The 16,449-nt window shown below is 70.2% G+C and carries 15 protein-coding genes; 7 read left to right on the top strand and 8 right to left on the bottom strand.

All coding sequences use genetic code 11. The features are described 5' to 3' along the window. Positions 1 to 227: 227 nt before the first annotated feature. The 4 genes from ACYBSK_RS02250 to ACYBSK_RS02235 all read right to left on the bottom strand — a co-directional run bounded on the left by ACYBSK_RS02250 (position 228) and on the right by ACYBSK_RS02235 (position 3,792). Positions 228 to 1,454 (bottom strand): TerD family protein, encoded by a 1,227-nt coding sequence (locus ACYBSK_RS02250; RefSeq protein WP_460244990.1) that lies wholly within the window; start codon positions 1,452 to 1,454, stop codon positions 228 to 230. A 344-nt stretch (positions 1,455 to 1,798) separates the two neighbouring features. Beyond that, a protein-coding gene (locus ACYBSK_RS02245; RefSeq protein WP_460246943.1) for an IS5 family transposase occupies positions 1,799 to 2,589 on the bottom strand; the annotation gives its coding sequence in 2 pieces (ribosomal slippage) (positions 1,799 to 2,274 and positions 2,274 to 2,589; 792 coding nt in all). A gap of 496 nt (positions 2,590 to 3,085) precedes the next feature. Beyond that, on the bottom strand, positions 3,086 to 3,343 hold the full coding sequence (locus tag ACYBSK_RS02240) for a hypothetical protein (RefSeq protein ID WP_460244989.1): 258 nt from the start codon (positions 3,341 to 3,343) through the stop codon (positions 3,086 to 3,088). A gap of 116 nt (positions 3,344 to 3,459) precedes the next feature. Next, positions 3,460 to 3,792: a hypothetical protein gene (locus tag ACYBSK_RS02235; RefSeq protein ID WP_460246942.1), complete on the bottom strand. Its 333-nt coding sequence runs from the start codon at positions 3,790 to 3,792 to the stop codon at positions 3,460 to 3,462. Between the two features lie 75 nt (positions 3,793 to 3,867). Between ACYBSK_RS02235 and ACYBSK_RS02230 the strand changes: the two genes are divergently transcribed. Beyond that, the gene (locus ACYBSK_RS02230; protein WP_460244988.1) at positions 3,868 to 4,599 is read left to right on the top strand and encodes a transporter substrate-binding domain-containing protein; all 732 of its coding nucleotides are present in this window, start codon (positions 3,868 to 3,870) and stop codon (positions 4,597 to 4,599) included. 28 nt (positions 4,600 to 4,627) lie between these two features. Here the strand turns inward: ACYBSK_RS02230 and ACYBSK_RS02225 are convergent, their stop codons facing one another. Together ACYBSK_RS02225 and ACYBSK_RS02220 are read right to left on the bottom strand one after the other, a co-directional pair. Then, positions 4,628 to 5,707, bottom strand: coding sequence for a GNAT family N-acetyltransferase (locus ACYBSK_RS02225; protein WP_460244987.1), 1,080 nt, complete (start codon positions 5,705 to 5,707; stop codon positions 4,628 to 4,630). 152 nt (positions 5,708 to 5,859) lie between these two features. Beyond that, positions 5,860 to 6,438, bottom strand: a complete 579-nt coding sequence (locus ACYBSK_RS02220; protein WP_460244986.1) for a GNAT family N-acetyltransferase — start codon at positions 6,436 to 6,438, stop codon at positions 5,860 to 5,862. A 367-nt stretch (positions 6,439 to 6,805) separates the two neighbouring features. Here ACYBSK_RS02220 and ACYBSK_RS02215 point away from each other — a divergent pair, with 367 nt between their 5' ends. From ACYBSK_RS02215 to ACYBSK_RS02205, 3 genes are read left to right on the top strand one after another with little or no spacing between them, the layout of a single operon-like run. After that, the gene (locus ACYBSK_RS02215) at positions 6,806 to 7,747 is read left to right on the top strand and encodes a sugar kinase (RefSeq protein ID WP_460244985.1); all 942 of its coding nucleotides are present in this window, start codon (positions 6,806 to 6,808) and stop codon (positions 7,745 to 7,747) included. 3 nt (positions 7,748 to 7,750) lie between these two features. Beyond that, a complete protein-coding gene (locus ACYBSK_RS02210; RefSeq protein ID WP_460244984.1) occupies positions 7,751 to 8,497 on the top strand; it encodes an IclR family transcriptional regulator in 747 nt (248 codons plus the stop codon). Next, entirely contained in the window at positions 8,485 to 9,093 is a 609-nt protein-coding gene (locus ACYBSK_RS02205) for a bifunctional 4-hydroxy-2-oxoglutarate aldolase/2-dehydro-3-deoxy-phosphogluconate aldolase (RefSeq protein ID WP_460244983.1), read from the top strand. Before ACYBSK_RS02210 ends, ACYBSK_RS02205 begins: the two co-directional genes overlap by 13 nt. A 124-nt stretch (positions 9,094 to 9,217) precedes the next feature. Here the strand turns inward: ACYBSK_RS02205 and ACYBSK_RS02200 are convergent, their stop codons facing one another. After that, a complete protein-coding gene (locus tag ACYBSK_RS02200; protein ID WP_460244982.1) occupies positions 9,218 to 11,095 on the bottom strand; it encodes an MFS transporter in 1,878 nt (625 codons plus the stop codon). A 141-nt stretch (positions 11,096 to 11,236) separates the two neighbouring features. Further along, on the bottom strand, positions 11,237 to 13,654 hold the full coding sequence (locus ACYBSK_RS02195; protein ID WP_460244981.1) for a D-alanyl-D-alanine carboxypeptidase family protein: 2,418 nt from the start codon (positions 13,652 to 13,654) through the stop codon (positions 11,237 to 11,239). A 223-nt stretch (positions 13,655 to 13,877) separates the two neighbouring features. Here ACYBSK_RS02195 and ACYBSK_RS02190 point away from each other — a divergent pair, with 223 nt between their 5' ends. The 3 genes from ACYBSK_RS02190 to ACYBSK_RS02180 all read left to right on the top strand — a co-directional run bounded on the left by ACYBSK_RS02190 (position 13,878) and on the right by ACYBSK_RS02180 (position 16,435). Next, positions 13,878 to 14,615: a GOLPH3/VPS74 family protein gene (locus ACYBSK_RS02190; RefSeq protein WP_457475116.1), complete on the top strand. Its 738-nt coding sequence runs from the start codon at positions 13,878 to 13,880 to the stop codon at positions 14,613 to 14,615. A 310-nt stretch (positions 14,616 to 14,925) separates the two neighbouring features. Continuing rightward, a complete protein-coding gene (locus ACYBSK_RS02185) occupies positions 14,926 to 15,783 on the top strand; it encodes a helix-turn-helix domain-containing protein (RefSeq protein WP_457475115.1) in 858 nt (285 codons plus the stop codon). 451 nt (positions 15,784 to 16,234) lie between these two features. Next, a complete protein-coding gene (locus ACYBSK_RS02180; RefSeq protein ID WP_457475114.1) occupies positions 16,235 to 16,435 on the top strand; it encodes a DUF397 domain-containing protein in 201 nt (66 codons plus the stop codon). Positions 16,436 to 16,449 lie beyond the last annotated feature (14 nt).

Here is a 16,449-nt window from a genome sequence, read left to right as displayed (position 1 = left end):
TCAGTCCCCGTGGATGTGGGCTTCGATTTCATCGCTAAGATGAGGGACTTCATTGATGCTGCTCGTCCGGTACTCGACAGGGGCGGGGCTGAGCCTGCGTGACCGTATGCCAGTCAGTAATTGACCACTTCGGCTTGCTGCCGTGCTACATCGCGCCAGGGCGACCGGGGAACGACAGGTATGAAGTTGGCCGTGCGCTGCAGATGCAAGAGGAGCCTTCGGTTCGACTACCTCGTCTTGAACTCGACTTTTCCGGTACTCATTCGGAAGTTCCCGCTCGAGTACAGCGTGGGCCGGGCCTCAACATGGTTTCCGCTGTACTTCTCAACGTGTCGGATCTGCGCACCACTAGGAACAGTGAAGTCAATCAAGGCGATGGCGACCCAGTAGGACAGATTACGGTTGTTGAATAGAGGCACCGTCACGGTAGAACCTCGCCCATCGGTGACGACGGCTCGGGCACCATAAGACTTGAACGAACCAGTTCCGTTCTCCACCGCGCTGTAAGCGCATAGAAGGACGTAGCCCTGGAGGTCGGGGCGACGGATGGTGATTGTCTCGCGACCCGGCACCTTGGAGTCGCCGTCCAACAAGATGTATGGCGGCGCAACTGACGATCCAAGCTGTCGGTAGTAGACGACCTGATCCGACTTCATCGGGCGCTTCCCAGGTGGGGTAACCAGATTTCGGGGGACGTAGAGAGCGTAAAGATCGAGGTCGGCGCCGGCCTGCCTGCGTGCCGCGCTGCCGCCGTTCCACTCGAGGGTGGCCGTCACTACGAGGCTCGGATCATCCTTACGCATGTCGATAGTCGCCTGACCTGCCTTGGTGAGGACCACTTTGCCCAGCGGAACGGAGGGGCGGGCTGGTGCCGTTGACGGCCTTGGCGGAGACATCGGCGCTGACGACTGTCGGGGTTGCGCGGGCGTCGCGAACGAAGACGTAGCCGCAGAGGGGCCAGGGTCATCTACAACGATGCCGAAGTCCGAGGCCAGCCCCGCCAGCCCCGTGTCCCACCCCTGACCCACCGCTCTTGCCTTCCAACTGCCTGCGCGCCGGTAAAGCTCGATGAGAACGGCCACCGTCTCCTGATGCATGAGCGGCGGTGGCACAAAGGTGATCCGAGCGTTTCCGCATTCGATGACCGCACGAGGGGTGTTCCTCGCGTCGAAATGAGTAGCCCGCAGCTCTGGGTCGATGCTGGCAACAATCGCGACGCGGTCTACTGTCGCCGGGACTGCGGCAAGATCCGTGACGATGGTTTGCCCGTTCAGCTTGATCCCGTCCTGCGAAGCGTGGTTGTAGAAGACCAGGTCGTCATCGTTCCGCACCTTGTTGTCCGACCCGAGCAGGACAGCGGACACATCGATGCCCGTAGTGGGGGAGCTGAGAGTGACGCGGCAGACCGCGGCGGACAAGACGATGTTGCTGCCTTTAGCAAGAGCAGTACTCATGGGTGGCCTCTCACCGGGGTTCGTACATGGTGGTACCTCTGGGCGCTCCAGGTAGGACAAACACAGATCTCCTGCGGCTGAGCACCGTCCGGGTCGCCAAGCAGGGGGTACCCACCCGCCATGCTTGTAACGAGACAGTGAGTGTCTACCCACGCCATCTCTCTGTGAGAGAAGCGGCCCTCCATGCGTGAGCGATGCGTGAGCGGACGTGCCGCCACAGCCCGTCATGCGGCGGACCCAGCCATCCGGCACCAGCTCTCTGACCTGGTATTTCCGGACAGTGGGTCAGCCCTCGCGACCACCCACCACAAGATCGCGGGCACTCCTAAGAGCTCGTAACGCGATCATGCTCCGGCCTTCTTGAGGCGGCGCCAGCAGATCAGGCCGCAGGCCAACGAGATGAAGGCGTCGTGGAGATCGAGGCGTCGTTCCCAACGGACGGCGAGGCGTTTGAACTGATGGAGCAGGGCGAAGGTCTGCTCGACGACGTAGCGGAGCTTGCCCAGACCCTTGATATTCGGGGCGCCCTTGCGGGAGATGACGGGCATGATCCGGCGTTTGCGCAGTTCACGGCGGACGGCTTTCGAGTCGTACGCCTTGTCGCCGAGCAGAGCCTCGGGGCGTCGGCGGGGACGGCCGGGCCGTCCCGCGACCGGTGGGATGCCGTCGATCAGGTTGAGGGTCTGGGTGATGTCGTTGACGTTCGCCGCGGTGGTGAGGGCATGGAGTGGGGTGCCCTTCCCGTCGCAGATCAGGTGGTGCTTGCTGCCCGTTTTCCGGCGGTCGACCGGCGACGGACCGGTCGCGGCTCCCCCCTTTTTGCGCGGACGTGGGAGCCGTCCACGCACGCGCGAGTCCAGTCGAGTTCGCCGGCCGCGTTCAGCTTCGCGAGCAGGATCTTGTGCAGCTGCTCGAAGACCCCCGCCTGCTGCCAGCGGTCCAGGCGCCGCCAGCAGGTCTGCCCGGAGCCGAACCCCAGCTCCAGAGGCAGGAGTTGCCAGGCGATGTCCTGGTGCAGGACGTACAGGATGCCCTGCAGGCACAGCCGGTCCGGCACCGGTTTCGGGCCCGGCGACCGCTTCGGCCAGGGCGGCAGCAGCGGCGCGATCAGCGCCCACAAGTCGTCGTCCACGATCCACGGCCGAGTCGTCACACCCACCCGAACGGTCGGATCGTCACATCAGTCACGCCCGACCAGGGCACTACAGCAAGATCCTGTTATGAGCTCTAAAGCGGGTGTCGCAGGTTCGAATCCTGCCGGGGGCACGCGACCAAGGGTCGGTTCATGGGGCACTCTCCCCTCGAACCGACCCTTCGCCGTGACCGCGGAGGTCACGACCTCAAGGCTGAGCGCAGCCCTATCCGCACGCCACCACATCGTCCGGCGAAGGTGCCTGTTACGGGCACGCAGGCGAACGGGCGGCGTTCCGCGGACTGCCGCGAATGCTCTCCGCGCCCTTCGTGGCATGCGTGATCTGCGACGTGCTGGGCTTCGTCCTGCTGCTCGCGTGTGTCGTACTGGGCACCCGCGCAGAACTCAGACAGTGGGTACGGAGCGTCCAGCCGGCGCGACGAAGTCCGAAGTGAGCGGTCGGCAGTTGGGAGGAGCACCAGGCTTCAGGGCCTGAGTGTCACTTGGTGGACGGTGGCTTCGTGGCGGGGGTGGCCTCGGAGATTTCCGAGACGTCGAGGTCGACCTCGCATCCCTCGGGCATCTTGTCGGCGGAGGTCGCGCACCTTGAGGGGTCGGGCTCGGCCCGGTCCGCCTCGCGCTGACTCGTCCTGTCGTCGGCCGGCGTCGAGCTTCCGGACGGCGGGGCGCTGTCGGCGGAGGACGAGCACGCCGCCGAGCCCAGCACGGCGCACAGCACCAGAACGGCAGAAGCCACGACCGTACGCATACGCATGAAAGTCCCCCTGTGCCCCGTGCGGACGCCCCCCGGCGTCCAGCTCATCAGTCGGTACACCATGCCACTTGCCGGTCGATCCCGACAGAGAGCGCGGATCACTCCGGATGCGCCACCGCGTCCCTCTGGAGTTCCACCGCCGCCAGCAGGCTCAGCGACGGTTCCGCCTGGCGGAGGGCCTTGACCGCCGCGACCGAGGTGATGTCGCCGTCGAAGCCGACGGCGGACCAGCGGGCGCGGGTCCAGCGGGCGCGCAGGGCGGGTTCGGAGGTGGTGGCGGTGGAGGCGACGAGGGCGGCGGCGCGTTCCAGGCCGGGGCGTTCCTCGGGGGAGGCGTCGAGGAGGGCCTGGCGCAGGGTTTCCGCGAGGATGTCCGTGTCCCTGACGAGCAGGACCGTGGCGCGCTTTCCGGTGAGACCGGGGATTCCGATTCCTGGTATGGGGTGATCCTTTCACCCGGTGGCGGGGCCCTCGCCGTCGTATCGCGGCGCCTACCCTCGGGGTCTATGGCTGCCATCGACAGTGACATCGCGCGCGACCTCGCCCCCACCGGCGTGCTCCGCGCCTCCATCAATCTCGGTAATCCGGTTCTCGCCCACGGCACCCCCGACGAACCGTCCGGCGTCACCGTCGCGCTCGCCCGGGAGGTCGCGGCGCGGATCGGGACACCGGTGCGGTTCCTGTGCTTCGACGCCGCCCGCAAGTCGTACGCCGCGATGGCCGACGGGGACGCCGACCTGTGTTTCCTCGCCGTGGACCCGGACCGCGAGAAGGAGGTCGCGTTCAGCGCGCCGTACGTGCACATCGAGGGTGTGTACGCGGTTCCCGTGGGCTCGGAGTTCGCCGGCGCGGCCGACGTCGACCGGGACGGGGTGCGCATCGGCGTCAAGAAGGGGTCCGCGTACGACCTCCATCTGAGTCGGCACCTGCGGCACGCCACCGTCGTACGCGGCACCGACGGCGTCGACGTCTTCCACGGTGAGGGGCTCGACGTCGCCGCCGGCATTCGTCAGCCGCTCACCGCACACGTCGCCGCCCGGCAGGACGAACTGCGGCTGCTGGAGCCCGCGTTCATGACCATTCGCCAGGCCGTGGGCACCACCAGGGACCGGGCGCCGCGGACCGTGTCCTTCCTCAGCGAGCTCGTCGCCGAGCTGCTGGCGTCCGGTTTCGTCGCCGAGGAGCTGCGCCGGTCAGGACAGGACCCGGCGCTCGCGGCTCCGGTCGCCGCCGTCTGACACGACCGGGCCCGCGGGCCCGTGTCGCTTACCGCTGGCGCATCGAACCCACCGTCCGCAGCAACCGGTCCGCCCGCTCCCGCAGTTCCGGGTGCGCGAGCACCGTGTTGCGCAGGCCGCGGACCGGGCGGCGCCACAGGCGGTGGGCGGTGGCCACGGGGTGGGGGCGGCTCGCGAAGCCTTCGGCGACACGGAGTTCGCGGGTCTTGAGCCAGTCCTTGTACTCCTTCTCGCCGCGGCCCCAGTCCATCAGCCGGATGCCCTGCCGGCCCGCGGCCTCGACCATGCGCAGGTGCATCAGCAGGCCCGGTGAGTAGTAGGAGAACTCCGGGTCGTACGCCGTGAACCACGCCGCGAAGACCGTCCGCGACGTCGGGCCGAAGTGGGCCGCGACCGGGCGGTCACCCGCGTACACGACCGAGAGGACGCCCGTGAAGTGGTCCTCGCGGACCTGGAAGAGGTGGTTCGTGAGCTGGACGATCCACGGGCGGGCGAAGCGGTCCATGCGGCCGGTGCGGCGGTACTGGGCGGACTTCCAGCGCATCAGTTGGCGCAGCACCGCCGGGTCGCGCTCGTCGTAGACGAAGCGCAGCTCCCCCACGTTGCGGGTCAGCCGGCGTTCCTTCTTCAGCGTCGTCTTGGCCTGGCCGGGGTACGTCGCCCGCAGCCACTCCGCGTACGACTCGTGGCCGCCGTCCTTGAGGTCCAGGACGGGCGACGAGAACGTCCCGGTGACGTAGCGGCTGAAGGGCTTCTGCTCCTCCACGAGGTGGTCGAACTCGAAGACCGACAGGCCGCAGGCGCGCAGGAGTTGGCGGGTGTCCCAGGTGACGCCGGGGCGGTGCACCAGGGCCTGGCAGTCGGACAGGCCCATGCCGATGGCGCGGCCGACGCCCGCGGGGCCCTTCTCGTACGGGAGGAATCCGACGGGTTCGCCGCCCTCGCGCAGCACCGCCACGTGGGCGCGGCCCTTGAAGCGGGCGATACCGGCCGCGAACTCCGGTGCCAGGAACGGGTTCTGGTAGTCCGGGGACTGCTCCATCGTCTCGTGCCAGGCCGCACGCAGGGACGCGCTGAGCTCGTCGGCTCTGTACGTCGTGATGTTCACCGTCGGTTCGACCGCCCTTCGCCGTGGGCGCACGGGGCGGTGCGCGGACAGGTGTGTCGATACGTGAGCATGCAGCTCATGGGCCCCCCTCTTCCCCCATGGGGCTCAAAGGTCGCGAAACAGTACGCACGCTGTCAAGAGGGCTTCTGTGCCTACGAGTTGATCCTCGCGTGCACGTGCATGTCGTGCCAGCCGTCGGCGTGCAGCGCCGAGCTGCGGCGGGTGCCCTCCAGCGGGTAGCCGGACTTGAGAGCCACGCGGCAGGAGGGGGCGTTGCGGGTGGAGTGCTGAAGGTCGATGCGGTGGAAGCCGGTGGCGAGGGCCCAGTGGGTCATCGCGGTGAGGGCTCTGGGGGCTACGCCGAGGCCTCGGGCGGCCGGCAGCACCCAGTAGCCGACCTCGGCCACACCTTCCTCCAGGTCGAGGGCGCGCAGTGCCATGCGGCCGAGGGGGGCGCCGTCGGTGGTGCGGGTGACGAACCAGGTGGCGGCGGTCTCCTCGCGCCAGCCGTCGTGCGTCGAGGCGATCCAGGCGCGGGCCTCGGCCTCGTCGGCCATCCCCCGGAGGTGCCAGTGGCGGAGGGTGGGGTCCTGGAAGGCGGTGTGGATGGCGGGGGCGTCGGTGAACCGGGGTGTGCGGAGGGTGAGTTCGCCGTCGGTGGAGTGGAGGGTGGGTTGGGGGGTCCCGGAGAGGGTGCCGGGTGGGATGACGGGTGGGACGTCGGTCGGCATACGCGCATCATGTCCGCCCCGCGCCGTCCCCCGCACCCGTATTCCACGGCCCCCACCCGCCGGGGCTCCGCCCCGCACCCCGCTGCTCAATCGCCGCAGGGGCTTGAAATGCCCACCCTTGGGAGGCCGGGCACGTTGAGCCCCTCCGGCGATTGAGGAGCGGGGTCCAGGGCAGCGCCCCGGGGTGTCACGTCTGGGTGGGGGATCTCGGGGGATCTCGGGGGATCTCAGGGAGGCCCAGGAGGGCGGCTCGGGCCCCTGTTGTTGCAACATGCGCACGTCTGTTGCGCAGTGGCTGCTAGTGTTCTTCACGGCCCCAGCGGGATGTCAATGGCGGGATGCGGTGGACGCGATGGAGGGACGGCGAATGACCGGTACGGCTGTCTGCCTCGGCGAGACGATGGCGCAGGTCACCCCGGCCGACGGGGAAGGCCTGGAGCGCAGCCGGGAGCTGCGGCTCGCGGTCGCGGGCGCCGAGTCGACCGTGGCCCAGTACCTCGCCGACCTCGGCCACGGGGCCGCGTGGGTGAGCCGCGTCGGCGACGACCCCTTCGGGCGGCGGATCGTCGCGGCGGTCGCCTCGCGCGGCGTCGACGTCGGCGGTGTCCTGGCCGACCCCGGGGCCCCGACCGGCGTCTACTTCAAGGACCCGGGCCCCGACGGCACCCGCGTGCACTACTACCGGGCGGGCTCGGCCGCGTCCCGGATGACGGCGGCGGACGCGGACCGCGTCGACCTCACCGGCGCCCGGCTGCTGCACCTGACCGGCATCACCCCGGCGCTCTCCGAGGGGTGCGCCGCACTCGTGGACACCCTCGTGGCGCGGGCGAAGGACTCCGGGACGCTCGTGTCGTTCGACGTCAACTACCGCCCCGCGCTGTGGAGTTCACGCGCGGTCGCGGGCGAGACGCTCCTCTCCCTCGCCCGGCGCGCCGACATCGTGCTCGTCGGGCGCGACGAGGCCGAGGCGCTGTGGGGCACCCCCACCGCCGACGACGTACGGGACCACCTCGCGCCGCGCGGCACGCTCGTGGTGAAGGACGGGGACGTCGGCGCCACCGAATTCGCCCCGGGGGCGCGGGAGTTCGTGGCGGCCCCGGCCGTGGAGGTCGTGGAGACGGTCGGCGCCGGGGACGCGTTCGCCGCCGGGTATCTGAGCGGGCTGCTGAACGGGGCTCCGGCCCGGGAACGGCTCGCCCTCGGCCACCGGCTGGCCGGGCGGACGCTGCGCAGCATCGAGGACTACGTTCCCGCCGACCCGTACTCGCCGCCCGCCTCCTCGCCCTCGCCCTCGCCCGAAGGGAACTGAACCGTGTCCCAGACCGTCCGCCGCGCCATCGACATCCTCGAATTCGTCGCCCGCCGCCCCCGCACCCAGACCGAGGTCGGCGAGCACCTGGGCGTGCACCGCTCGACCGCGCTGCGCATCCTGGAGTCCCTCACCGAGGGCGGCCTCGCGCGCCGCCTCCCCGACGGCCGGTACGCGGTCGGGCACCGGCTCGCCGGGCTCGCGCACCTCGCCCTGGAACAGTTCGGGCTGAAGGACGTCGCCGGTGAGCACCTGCGGCTGCTCGGTGAGCGCTGCGGGCACACCGTGCACCTCGCCGCGCTGGAGGGCGACCGGATCGTGTACGTGGACAAGGTCGATCCGGTCGACGGGGTGCGGCTGTACTCGCAGATCGGCCGCCCCGTCACCCTGCACACCGCCGGGGTCGCCAAGGCGATCCTCGCGCACCTGCCGCGCGAGCGGGCCGGGGACCTGCTCGCCGACTGCGACTTCGCGCCGCACACCGGCACGACGATCACCTCCCCCGACGCCTACCGCAAGGCCCTCGCCGAGACCCTGGCGCGCGGCTGGGCGGTCGACGACGGGGAGTACGAGGACTTCGTGAACTGTGTGGCCGTACCGGTGCGGGACAGCGGCGGCGAGGTCGTCGCCGCCGTCTCCGTCACCGCCCTCAAGGCCAAGGCCGACCTGGGCGCACTCGAAACCGATGTGCTGCCCGACCTCATGACCACCGCCGACACGATCTCCAAGGAGCTGGGATGGCGTCCGTAACGTTCGACGATCTGTTCGCCGGGGTGCCCGTGATGGCGATCCTGCGCGGCATGCCCGCCGACAAGTCCGTCGAACTCGCCGTACGCGCATGGGATTTGGGCATCGAGTGCGTCGAGGTACCCGTGCAGACCGAGGAGGCGGCGCGGGCGCTCGCGGCGGTCGTCGCCGCCGGGGCCGAGCGCGGCAAGCCGGTCGGCGCGGGCACCGTCACCACGGCCGAGCGGCTCGACCGGGCGGTGGCGGCGGGCGCCGCGTTCACGGTGGCCCCCGGGCTGAACGTGGAGGTGGCGCAGGCCAGCGCGGTGGCCGGGCTGCCGCACCTGCCGGGTGTGGCCACGGCCACGGATGTGCAGGCCGCGCGCGGGATCGGGCTCACGTGGCTGAAGGCGTTCCCGGCGAGTGTGCTCGGGGCGGAGTGGTTCCGGGCGATGCGGGGGCCGTTCCCGGAGGTGCCGTTCGTGGCCACGGGCGGGATGGACGCGGGGAACGCTGCCGCTTATCTGGCGGCCGGGGCGAAGGTCGTCGCCGTGGGGTCGGCGCTGGAGGACCCCGAGCAACTGCCGTTGCTGGCGCAGCTGTTGCGGCCCCAGGGCTGAACGCCTCGGGGCTCTGCCCCGGACCCCGCTCCTCAATCGCCACATCAAGCCCCTGCGGCGATTGAGCAGCGGGGTACGGGGCGGAGCCCCGGCCTTTCAGGCCGTCGGGGCGGCTGAGGCGGGCTCAGCGCAAGGCGTCGGGGCAGGGCGTGCCGCGGGGCAGCTGGTACGGGGCCGCGAGGTGGTACGTACCGGCACGCGGAGCCAGAAGCTCCGTCCACGTGTCCCCCGCCTCGTCCTCCTCCGTCTCCCTCAGGCACCCGTACACGTTCGCGTACCGCTTCGGCGCCCCCTCGTCCCCCTCCCGCGCCCGCTTAGACGCCTCCGTCTCCTTCGGCGCCCCCAGGCTCTTCCCGTCCTCGTCGACGACCGACAGCCACGGCGAGTACGGCACCCGGATCAGCACCCGCCCCGGCCGCGTCACCTCGATCGTCAGCTCCCCCTGCTCCGCCGCGTCGACCACCGCATGCGGCTCCGCCAGCGGTGTCGGGTCCGTGACGGCGAACAGCTGCCAGTTCGCGTCACCCCACACCTGCTTCAGGTACGGCAGCCCCCGCTGGACGAGCTCCCGCTCCCGCTCCGCCCCCTTGCCGTCCGGCTCCCCCTTGGGCAGCACCACGTAGTGCACCGCCCAACGCCGCAGCCACTCGCGGTAGTTCGCCGAGTTGAGGGTGTCGTCGTAGAAGAGCGGGTTGCGCTCCATGTCGGCCTGCCGGTTCCAGCCGCGCGCCAGGTTCACGTACGGGGCGAGCGCCGAGGCCTCGCGGTGCGAGCGCGCGGGGACGACCTCGACGCGGCCGTGCTCGGCGCGGACCTCCTGCAACTCGTTGACCAGCGGGGCGAGTTCCCGCGCCCAGGACGCCTCGGGCGTCGTCCGCACCACGTCGTCGACCGACTTGAAGCCGATCCACGCGTTGAAGCCGACGAACGCGACCACGACGACGTACCACTTGCGCGAGCGCGGCACCGTGAACGGCAGCGCCGCGAGCAGCGCGACGCCCGCGAACAGCATCGGGAGCCGGGTGATGTTGGAGCCGATCTGCGAACTGATCAGCCACACGAGGAGCACGGACAGGGTGTAGACGGCGGACGTGATCCGTACCGTCACCCACCCCTTGGGCACGAGCACGCACACCAGCACGCCGTAGACCATCGGCAGCAGCGCCGATCCGAACGACATCGGCTGCGTACCGGAGAACGGGAACAGCCACGCCGACAGGCCGACGACGGCGGTCGGCGCGAGCCCGAGGGCGTACGCGCCGGGGCGCCGCTTCTGAAGGAACAGCGCCACCGCGACGAGCCCGACGAACAGCCCCGCCACCGGCGAGCACGCCGTCGCGATCCCGGCGAGCGGCGCCGCGACCGCGGCCTTCGCCCAGCGCCGGTAGCGCCAGCGGTACGGCCAGCAGAACACGGCCGCCGTCGCCGCGAGCCCGAACATCATGCCGAGACCGAACGTGACCCGGCCCGACGCCGCGTTGCACAGCAGGGCGAAGACACCGGCGAGCGCGGGCCACAGGGGCTTCGCCACCACTCGCGTACGGATCAGGATCATCGTCAGCAGCGCCGCCGACAGCGTGCCCGCGCCCATCATCGTGGTGCGCACGCCGAACACCGACATCAGATACGGCGACACCACGCTGTACGAGACCGGGTGCATGCCGCCGTACCAGGCGAGGTTGTACGCGGAGTCGGGGTGCCGGCCGACGAACTCCGCCCAGGCGTCCTGCGCCGCGAGGTCCCCGCCGCTGTTCGCGAACGTGAAGAACCAGATGAGGTGGAGGAGTCCGGCGGCGGCCGTGGCGAGGGTGACGGGATGCCGGGCGAGGTACCGCAGGCGGGCGCCGCCACCCAGTACGCGGGAGACCGCGGCGGCCGCCTCGTCCGCGGCGGAGCCTGCGGGTTGCTCGGGAAAATCTATCCGAGGGCGGCCCTCACCGGACCCGCGTCCGTCCGGTCCGGGCTGTGCGTCATCGGCTCGCGTCGGCCTCGCTGTGGCCACTGCTGACACTCCCGTATGCCCGTGTGCCGTTGTGAATGTCCGGTCGGGCGTCCCGTCCCTGCCCGGTCTCGCGACGCTAGCACGGCGTCCGCGCGCGGGCGCCGTGGGAGGCCGAGGGTCCTCGGCCTCCCACGGGCGGCGTCAGCCGACGCGGGTCAGCTTCGGCCCGAACCCGGGCTCGGCGAGGTCCTTCTGGAGGGCCACCGGCACCTCCACGGCACCGCCGTCACCGTCGCCGACCTCCAGGACGCCGACCTCGTCGCCCGCCTTGCCGGTGTGCGGCACGGCCGTGCCGTCCTGCGCGGCCAGTTGCAGCCGCACGGTCTTGCCGGCCCAGCCGACCGCCTTCACGTCCTTCGTGACCGTGACCGGCGTGTGCCCGCCGAGCTGGTCGTCGACGTAGCCGACGACGTCGCCCTTCTTCAGGACCGTCGACGAGGTGACGGCGTCCTGGGCGGCGAGCATCGCGGTCTTGCTGACCGCGTTGACCGTGTCGATGATCGGCGCCCGGTGCTGGCCGAGGATCGCGCCGACGACCGTGACGGTCTCGCCGCCGGTGTCCTTCGTCGCGGCGAACAGCAGGTTGCCGCCGGCCTTGGTCGTCGTACCGGTCTTGATGCCGATGGCACCGTCGTACGGCACGAGGCGGTTGTAGTTGGTCCACTTCTTGCCGGACGGGTCGGTCCAGGTGGGCAGCTTGGTGATGTCGGTCAGTGCCGGGATCTGCACCAGCGCGTTGCCGAGCTTCACCTGGTCCTCGGCGGTGGAGACGGTGCTCTCCTTGAGGCCGGAGGGGTCGGTGTACGTGGTGTTCTTCATCCCGAGTTCCTTGGCGGTCGCGTTCATCTTCTTGACGAACGCCTCCTCGGAACCGGCGTCCCAACGGGCCAGCAGCCGCGCGATGTTGTTCGCGGAGGGGATCATGACCGCCGCGAGCGCGTCCTTCTGGGAGAGCTTGTCGCCCTCCTTGACCGTGTTCAGCGTCGACTCGTTCTGCCCGTCGGCGTCGTAGCCGCCCTCCTTCTCGGCGGTCGCGTCGACGGTGATGTCCGGCCCGTCCGCGCCCGCCTTCAGCGGGTGGTCCTTGAGCACGATGTACGCGGTCATGGACTTCGCGACGGAACCGATCGGCACGGGCGTCTGCTTGCCGAAGTCGTCCATCGTGCCGATGCCCTGGACGTCCATCCAGCCCTGGCCCTCGTCCGGCCACGGCAGGGACGCCTTGTCGCCGTCGAAGGTGTACGTGCTGTCGGCGGTGAGGGAGAGCTCGGGCGTCGGCAGCGGACGCACGGCCTGCACGACGCCGAACACGACGATCAGCAGGATGACGATCGGCGTCCACACCTTGACCCGGCGCACCGCCGTACGCACCCGGGTCTCCGGGGGCGGCGGGGTGTTGGTCAGCTCGGCGAGCAGGTCCAGCGGGGGCTTCGGCGGCAGCGGCTGCTGCGTGGTGCGCTCCGCGGGTTCGACCGAGGGCTGCGGGCGCTCGGCCTCGGCGGGCAGTTCCTTGCCCGCGCCCGTGCTCATCGCGGAGCCCTCGTCGAGCGGCTTGAGCGGAACGAATTTGCTGCTCTTGGCGGTCCCGGCCGCCTTGAGCGTGGTCGTCGGCTGGTCCACGGGCGGCGGCACGGCCTTGAACACGGCGGTCGGCTGATCCACCCCGGCCCCGGCCTTGCTGTCCGGCTCGGCCTTGCTGTCCGGTTCGGCGTCACCGCTGGACTTGGCGTCGGTCTTTTCGTCGGCCTCGGCGTCGCTTTCGGACGTGGCGTCCGACGTGGCATCGGCTCCAGGCTTCGCGTCGGCCGTGGCGGCGGCTCCCGCCACGGCACCCGCCTTCGCGCCGTCGCCGGGCTTCGCGTCGGACTTCTCGTCCGCGTCGGCCTCGGGCTCGGGCTCGGGCTCGGGCTCGGCGTCCGGCTCGGCGTCGTCACTGGCCTTCGCGTCCGGCTCGGCGTCGTCACTGGGCTCCGCGTCTGCCTCGGCATCGGCGGCGGCCACAGCACCCGCCTTCGCGTCCGGCTTCTCGTCCGCGTCGGACTCGGCATCCGGCTCGGCGTCGTCGTCGGACGTCACGTCGGCCTCGGCGCCCGCCTTCGCGTCGCCACCGGACTTTACGTCGCCACCGGACTTCACGTCCGACTCGTCGTCGTCCGAAGACCCGGCCTCCGGCTTCGCCTCCGCGGCAGCGTTGTCGCGCTCCTCGGCGGACTCGCCGTCATCGTTTGCATTCGCAGACACCTCGCCGGAGTCGTCCGCAGACTCAGCGGGGTCGTCGGAGCCGTCGGCGTCGTCGCCCGACACCCACGCCGCCACGGCCGCCCGCAGGCGCTCGTCGCCGGCCTCCTCGGAGGCCGGGGGCGACGCCGCCTCACCCTCCCCCTCGCCGGAGGCGGAGGCACCCGCCGCGTCACGGACCGAGAACACCGCCGTCTCCTGATCCACGCCGGACGACGCCACGTCCCGCGACACCGCGAGCCGCGGATCCCGCTTCTCCGGAGCCGGGCCTCCCGACGCCTTGTGCTCACCCGAACCCGACTTGTCGGGGGTCCCCGCCACCGATGCCTCCTCGACCGATCAACCACTCAAACCGCTTGAACCTGGACAGGAAGCCTCCGTCCGGCCCTGTCCGAACCATGTACCAGTGTCCTGTGTGGGGGCTTAACCCACGTGGTAGACGAGAACGACATACCTACAGGTTCCCGTCCAAAGCCCCCACGCACTCTCGACAGACCAATGTGAGAGGGGTCACCCTGTCAGACATCCACGCGGGGAGGCATGGATGGGCAGGAGCCGCAGAACACTTCCGGAGGAGCTTCTGCTGCTGGCGCTGGACCCGACCACGGGTACCACCGCACAGCCGCAGTCGCTCGACCTAGGTCTGGCCGGAGCACAGCTAGTAGAGCTGGCGCTGGCCGGACGGATAGCCCCAGACGGGGATCGTATCGCCGTGGTGGCACCACGGCCGACCGGAGATCCGACACTGGACTGCGCGTTGGAGTTGCTGCGAAGGCGTGGCGCTCCCGTACGGGCCGTCCACTGGATTGGCGGGCCACGTCTCGGGCTTCGCCAGACCTACCTCTCGCACCTGGAGCGGTGCGGCATGGTGCATGCCGTCGCCGGCCAGATGTGCGGGGTGCTGCCGACGACTCGCTATCAGGCGACGGACACGGCGATCAGCCGGGAGATCAGGTCCCGGCTGGATTCAGCGATCCGTACCGGCGTTCCGCCGGACCCACGGACCGCGGCGCTCGCCGCGCTGGCCCACGCGGTCGGACTCGGCAAGCACCTGTATCCGGGCAACGAGGGCAGGTCCTCGCGCTCCCGGCTGCGGGACCTGATCAGGCACGACCCGATGGGCGGCCTCGTGGCGCACGCCGTGATGGACGTCCAGAACGGTGTGGCGGCACAGCCACGCCGCTCACCGGCCGCTCCGGCGGGCCGGCCCGCACCGGAGCCCGCGCGCGGCGTTCCGATGCAGCCACGCCGCGGTTCCATGGCTCGCGCCGTGGCGCACTAGGCACACCGCAGGACCCGCACGACCCGTAGCACCACAGCGCCGCACCGTAGTCCCCACGATCCGGTCCGGGAGCCGCTGTACCGCGCGGGGTGATGCGCCGGACGCGTTGACGACGCCCCGGCCCGTCACCCCGCGCGGTCGCGTTTGCGCTGCGCAGAAGGCACGTGCGCGGTGCATGTGCGTCCCGTGCACATCCGCCGTTTCCCAGCGCTGGGCCGCCTTCGAGTGGCAATGTGCTGAACAGCAGATACGCAACGTATGCGGAAGATACGCAGAACAACGAAATGCACGTAGCCGGAGGTGCACGTCCGTGGCGTCCAACGTCAATCCCACCGTCAGGCGACGCCGGTTGGGCCAGGAGCTGCGCCGGCTCCGCGAACTCAAGGGCATGACCGCCGAGGAGGTCGCCGAGCGCCTGCTGGTGTCGCAGTCGAAGATCAGCCGCCTGGAGAACGGGCGGCGCAGCATCAGCCAGCGCGACGTACGCGACCTGTGCGGGGTGTACGAGGTCGAGGACCACCGGGTCATCGACTCGCTGATGCAAATGGCCAAGGATTCGCGCCAGCAAGGCTGGTGGCACTCCTTCGGCGACATTCCGTACAGCGTGTACATCGGCCTGGAGACCGACGCCGCGTCGCTGCGCGTGTACGAGTCGCAGTGCATCCCCGGCCTGTTGCAGACCCGCGGGTACGCGGAGGCGCTGATCCAGGGCGCGATGCCGGAGGCCTCGCTCACGGACGTCGAGAAGCGCGTCCAGGTGCGCATCCGCCGCCAGGAGCGGATCAACGACGAGGCGAACTCGCTGCGCCTGTGGGTGGTCCTGGACGAGGCGGCGCTGCGCCGCGCCGTCGGCGGGGCCGTCGTGATGCGGGAGCAGCTGGAGCACCTCGCCGAGCTCTCCCAGCTCCCCCACGTGACCGTGCAGGTGCTGCCCTTCGAGATGGGCGCGCACCCGGGGATCACGGGCCAGTACGCGATCCTCGAGTTCCCCGACGCGGCGGACTCCAGCGTCGTCTACATCGAGGGCGTCACCAGTGACCTGTACCTGGAGAAGACGCAGGACGTGCAGAAGTACAGTGTGATGTACGAGCATCTGCGGGCCCAGGCGCTGAACGTGGACCAGTCCCGGCAATTCATCCTGGAAGCCGCGAAAGGGCATACGCGCTAGGGCCTGTCGTGTGGATCAGGCCGGATCAGGGAGCGGGGGCTGGTGCGTGCGATCGCAAGGCGGAGGAGGGCGTCGACGCGGAGCGTCGGCAACCGACGACAACGCCGCGAGCGCGCGTGCCAGCCCCCGCGAGCCCGGCCTGATCCACACGACAGGCCCTAGGTCTCCGGCACCTTGCTGAATCGACACTGCGATCTTCAACTCGCGTGACACAGGTCGCAGTTCAGGCCTCCGCTCCGGGCCCCACCCGTGGGAAAGCGCCGCACAGTACACCTTTTCCACGGGCTCATGGAAGACCCACCTGGAATATGCCATCCGGTCGAGTGAATGGCCCCACCGCTGCCCCGGGTCGGCGAGTAGCGTCGATCACGCCACCACAGCACGAGTGTTGGCGCAAAGCCACGGCAAGTCCGCGGCCCAGCAAGGAAAACTGGCCAGACCGGAGCAGATCATGGCAATCATCAAGGGCGCTCAGCCCACCTGGATCAAGTCCTCCTACTCCGCCGGGAACGGCGCGTGCGTGGAGATCAAGTCCCCCGCGGCGCACGCCGTGGCGGTGCGCGACTCCAAGGACCCGCAGGGTCCGAACCTCGCGTTCGCCCCGTCCTCGTGGAGTGCCTTCGTCACCGAGATGGGCCGGATCGAAAGCTGATCCCGCCTGGTGGA

The organism is Streptomyces sp. BYX5S (assembly GCF_054724165.1).
The sequence above is the reverse complement of the archived record's forward strand: the minus strand, read 5'-3'. Positions and strand labels throughout refer to the sequence as shown.